Genomic DNA, 4646 nt, shown 5'->3' on the forward strand with positions numbered 1-4646 from the left:
CAAGAAAGCTCTTATCGGACAACCAGTAGCAGTGTATATTATTTATACTCTAAGGAGGCATACTATGAACCAAAAAGGCAATCACTATTTTGAAGATCTAGAACTAAATAAATATGGATTTTCTTCTGAAGAAAAAGAGAAAATCTGCGAATTTTATGACCTTTGCAAGACAAATGATTATGGTATATATCCAGTTAGTAAATCCGAGTTTGAGGAAATGCAAAGTTGGAGTGAAGAATTTCTCCCTGAGATTTGCTTGCTTTGGACAAATAGAAATTCTAACTATGCAGGTGTATATATTTCAGGGCTGTTAAAAGGAAAGGTTTGCATTGTTGACCATGAGGAAGAGATGTATGCTCCTTTGTTTCGAAGTATTAATTCGTTTATAACCACTATTGTATCGCATAAATTGGATGATTTATATAATCAGGATATGTTAAAGGTAGATTGGGCAGATTATCCTAGTGTTAATTCAAGCCAAGCAGAAAAAGATTCTGATTTACATATTGTAAAAACAATAATAGAGCAAATTAATAAAGATTCGGAAAGAGATTATTATCGTAGTGGAATGATTGTATGTTATCTTATGCCCAATACGCATTTAGATTTATTAAAGCCTTTTCTATATGAAGAAAATATGTGGGTACAAGAAACCGCCTGTTATGTACTAGCTATCCATAAATATGAACCAGCAATAGAGTGGTTAAAAGAAATTAGTCAGATAGGAAAAGGAAATGAAAAGTTTGCGGCTACCCGATCTTTAAAATATATGTTGGAAGGTACAATATGACAGAAGTATATTTTGTTCGACATGCTGAACCGAATTATAATAATCACGATGACCTAACTCGTGAATTGTCTTTAAAGGGTTTAGAGGACAGAACGCTGGTTACTCAATTTTTAAATGATAAAAATATTGACATAGTGCTATCAAGTCCATATAAAAGGGCAATTGACACCATTAAAGAATTTGCAGATTCTCATGATTTACAAATTGAACTTATCCAAGATTTTAGGGAGCGAAGAGTAGACAGCGGGTGGATAGAAGATTTTCAAGCATTTAGCAAAAAACAGTGGGAAGATTTTGAGTATAAACTTTCGGATGGAGAAAATTTAAGGGAAGTACAAGATAGAAATATAGCGGCACTGAAACAAAACTTAGAAAGATATAAAGGTAAAAATATTGTTGTGGGTAGTCATGGAACAGCATTAAGTACTATAATCAATTATTTTGACCCTTCCTTTGGATATGATGATTTTGAACGTATTAAAACTTTGATGCCTTGGGTTGTAAGATTTACGTTTGAAAATGGTGAATGTGTGGAAATAAAAGAGTACAATCTATTTCTAGATAGGTAGTATTTGCTTATGATAAGAAAAAAACAGCAAGGGCAACGTCCAAAGTTAAAGACTAACTATTCTATATAAACTAAATGCTAAGGAAGGAGTTTCTTATATGTATTATATAGAAAAACATAAACCATTTACATTAGACCAAATATTAGATTATGCTAGAGTGAGTTCCAGTGAACAAAATAGCGAATTCGAATCCCTTTATGTCTATGTTAGAATGAAGACCATTGAAAATGATGATATCAGTTTGAACGAAGAGTGTTTCTTTGATGATGCTCCCGCTGGTGGTGATGATGACCAAGACGTTTTTCCTTTATTTGTACAGGAAAACAATTTAGAGGTCTTGTGTAGTTGTGTGCAGATTGTTGATGTAGTTACTGCTGCATTGCAGCAAAAGCCAAATGTTTCAACCATAGAATTGCTGGAATCACTGGATTACTATCTAAGAAGAGATGGTTTTCTTGAACTTAATAAAAAGAGAGAGTCACAAATTCATTTTGTCATTATGCCGAGGCTTACAAGTGAAAAATTCTATTCCCTGATAGAGGGTTTTGGAGAGAAAAGGTTGCATACCTATCAGCTTATTTCATTTAAACAAGGTCTTGTTTTTTATACCTATGACAAAAAAAGTGATTATCCTTCACTTGCAGGCTATATTGATAGACAAAATGGAAGTGCTCTTGCCATAAGTATTTGCGAGAATTTCTGGTCTCATTTGTTGTATTTTAATGGGTTTTGCAGCCCAGCAAGATGCATTATGCCTGGTCAGGAAAAGAAGAAAAAGCCAAAGATGGAACATGCAGCTAATCTAGCAGAATTTCAGAAAGCTTTCCCAAACACAGATGTTATAATTATGGAACAATATCTTTTTCAAGAAAAGTACAGGGGTTTAGAGCGAAATGCACAAACTATCAAAGAGTTCTATCATTTTAACGGAATGTCAGAAAAGCTCTTTCAGCGAGAAGGGGAGTGTTATGTTATGGAAGAAGATAGATTTCCAGTTGGAAATAGTCGTCAGGCATTTGATTTTATGAGGTATCTAGGATACGACCTTTCTGTTAGTTTGTTTTGTTAAGTGCTTGTAGGAGAGTTCTATTATGGAATAGTGATATATGAAAAACAAGAAAATCGTGCAATAGGATGATTAAGAAATAGTAAATTATTTAATTGAAACACTGATTACCCGACCTAATAGCAAGGAGAATACCATATGAACCAAATAACCCACCACTACGACTCACCAAGCCAAACAGCGAGGTGAAAATCATAGGAATCTTCAATAAAAGAAACAAAATAAAAATAGAAAAAATTTACCCATGGATAAAAGTCAACCTAAATGCCGAACAAGAGAATCCATTAGAATCAAAGTTGAAACAGAATTTGCATTTATTATTACTGCAGTTAATCTCGCAGTATAATTCTGAGTTAATAAGAAAGGAATAATATATGTTAGAACACGACATAGCAATTGCTTTTCAAAACTATCCAGATATACTTTACGGCTATACTGACCTTGCCTATAGTGAATTTGGCAAAGAATACGCATCAGCATTAGTGTTTGCCATACCATATAACAAAAGGTTTACTTTACATAATTATTCTGAAATGGCATTTGAAGAAGCTATTGTTCAGGCAAGAGAGATTGTAAATTCTTTGCAAAATGAGTTAGAAACAATCTTGATTAATCATACAGTGAAATATTGTATTCCTCCAACAGCACAAAAAGATGAGGAGAGTTTAATAGCTCCATTTTCCTTCAAGTATGCAGCAATCAAAGCAGGATTAGGTTGGATAGGAAAGAACAATGTTTTAATTACAGAACAATACGGACCACAACAAAGGTTAGGAGCTATCTTAATTGATTATGTTTTTAAAGAATATGGAATCAGTAAATCAAGTCAATGTCCAGAAGAATGCAATGGCTGTGTGGATATTTGCCCTTATCATGCAGTTAAGGGTTTGCAATGGCATCCTGAAATTAAAAGAGAAGAAATGATAGATTATCAGTTATGTAATAGACAACGTAGCAAATTTATTGAAAAGCATGGAAGAAAAAGTTCTTGTGGACTTTGTATGCTTATGTGTCCATAGGCTTTAATGTAAAGAGATATAAGCTAAAAACTTTTAGCTCTCTTTTTCCTTTCGGGCACAATTAGTATGCCAGTTATTGCAAGCGATATATTCGAAGTAAGTATCCATGGTGAAGAAGTAGTAAAATTGGATATTATTTATTTACATGAAAGGGGATTTCTGTGATTCTATGGACGATACAGCATTATCTTGCTTATGAAAAATTACTTGAAACTGGATTTTTAACCGCAAATGAAAATTATCTCATCTGTGAAGATAATTTTAAATTTGCATATGATTGGATAGCTCGAAGAATGCAAGAACATGGCCTTAATGCCCCAGAAGGGATAAAGTATCCAATTTGGGCGTGGTATCAGTGGGAAGGTAAACGCAAACGCCGAGACATGCGAGAAAGTGGTTACGCAAGGCGAGGCGAAAAGATTGTACAACTTACGATAAATATTCCTGATAATGATATAATGCTTTCTGATTTTGAACTTTTTCATTATGTACTAAACTACTGGTATCTACCTATAGACGATGCAGATGGTGATACTTTTGAAGAAGAATACAAAGCATTAGGCTATAGTTGGAATGATCTTAGTGACTTCAGTATTCATACAAAAGAAATGGATGCTATTCGAGAAAAAATACAAAAGAGTTGGGAACGGATTTTTATCTTGGAACGCATAAACGAAAATATAATTTGTGGCTTGGATTATGAAAAATGCATTCAAGCCACCTTTTGGAAATTGAAGAAGGAGCAGGTAACTAGGGCTGAAATATTTATTGCTAAGTGAGTAGACCTGCCGATGATGGGAAACAGTACAATACAAAACATAATAATTTGCAGGCGACAGTAGCAGTGCATATTATTTGTTGTATAAAATTATTATTATGGACAAAATATCGGAATTGATATAAAATAATTACTGATAAGTATACATATTGTATTCAAAAATGGATAAAATATATATTGTAGAAAAATTCATGAAGTTACTTTGTGAAGAGGAGTCGGTAAATATGAACGAGAAGTATATTGTAAGAATAATAAAAAGTGAGTTAGAAAATTTTAAAAATGTTCGATATGGTGAAATTAAATATATGAATTATCGGAATGTAGAACGAGATGCAAAGATAGAGAATCATGATATAGTTGGAATTTATGGTCAAAATGGTTCTGGAAAAACGGCAATGATTGAAGCATTTGATATATTAAAATG

Annotated in this window: 6 protein-coding genes; all 6 read left to right on the forward strand. The window is 33.0% G+C overall.

All coding sequences use genetic code 11. The features are described from left to right. The coding region (locus RMR19_RS16365; RefSeq protein ID WP_310604575.1) for a hypothetical protein at window positions 1–790 on the forward strand (790 nt) is incomplete at its 5' end. Next, window positions 787–1359 (forward strand): histidine phosphatase family protein, encoded by a 573-nt coding sequence (locus tag RMR19_RS16370; RefSeq protein ID WP_310604576.1) that lies wholly within the window; start codon window positions 787–789, stop codon window positions 1357–1359. The genes RMR19_RS16365 and RMR19_RS16370, both read left to right, overlap by 4 nt. A gap of 97 nt (window positions 1360–1456) precedes the next feature. Next, window positions 1457–2428 carry a DUF7716 domain-containing protein gene (locus tag RMR19_RS16375; protein WP_310604577.1) on the forward strand — a complete coding sequence of 324 codons (972 nt, stop codon included), beginning with the start codon at window positions 1457–1459 and terminating at the stop codon, window positions 2426–2428. A gap of 371 nt (window positions 2429–2799) precedes the next feature. Further along, entirely contained in the window at window positions 2800–3444 is a 645-nt protein-coding gene (locus tag RMR19_RS16380; RefSeq protein ID WP_310604578.1) for an epoxyqueuosine reductase, read from the forward strand. A 161-nt stretch (window positions 3445–3605) separates the two neighbouring features. Beyond that, window positions 3606–4223 carry a DUF3841 domain-containing protein gene (locus tag RMR19_RS16385; protein ID WP_310604579.1) on the forward strand — a complete coding sequence of 206 codons (618 nt, stop codon included), beginning with the start codon at window positions 3606–3608 and terminating at the stop codon, window positions 4221–4223. Window positions 4224–4446: 223 nt separating this feature from the next. Beyond that, window positions 4447–4646, forward strand: a 200-nt coding sequence (locus RMR19_RS16390) for an AAA family ATPase (protein ID WP_331654767.1), incomplete at its 3' end; no start/stop codon positions are given.

Origin of the sequence: Anaerosporobacter sp. (assembly GCF_031551385.1) — a bacterium.
Classification (GTDB): domain Bacteria; phylum Bacillota; class Clostridia; order Lachnospirales; family Lachnospiraceae; genus Anaerosporobacter.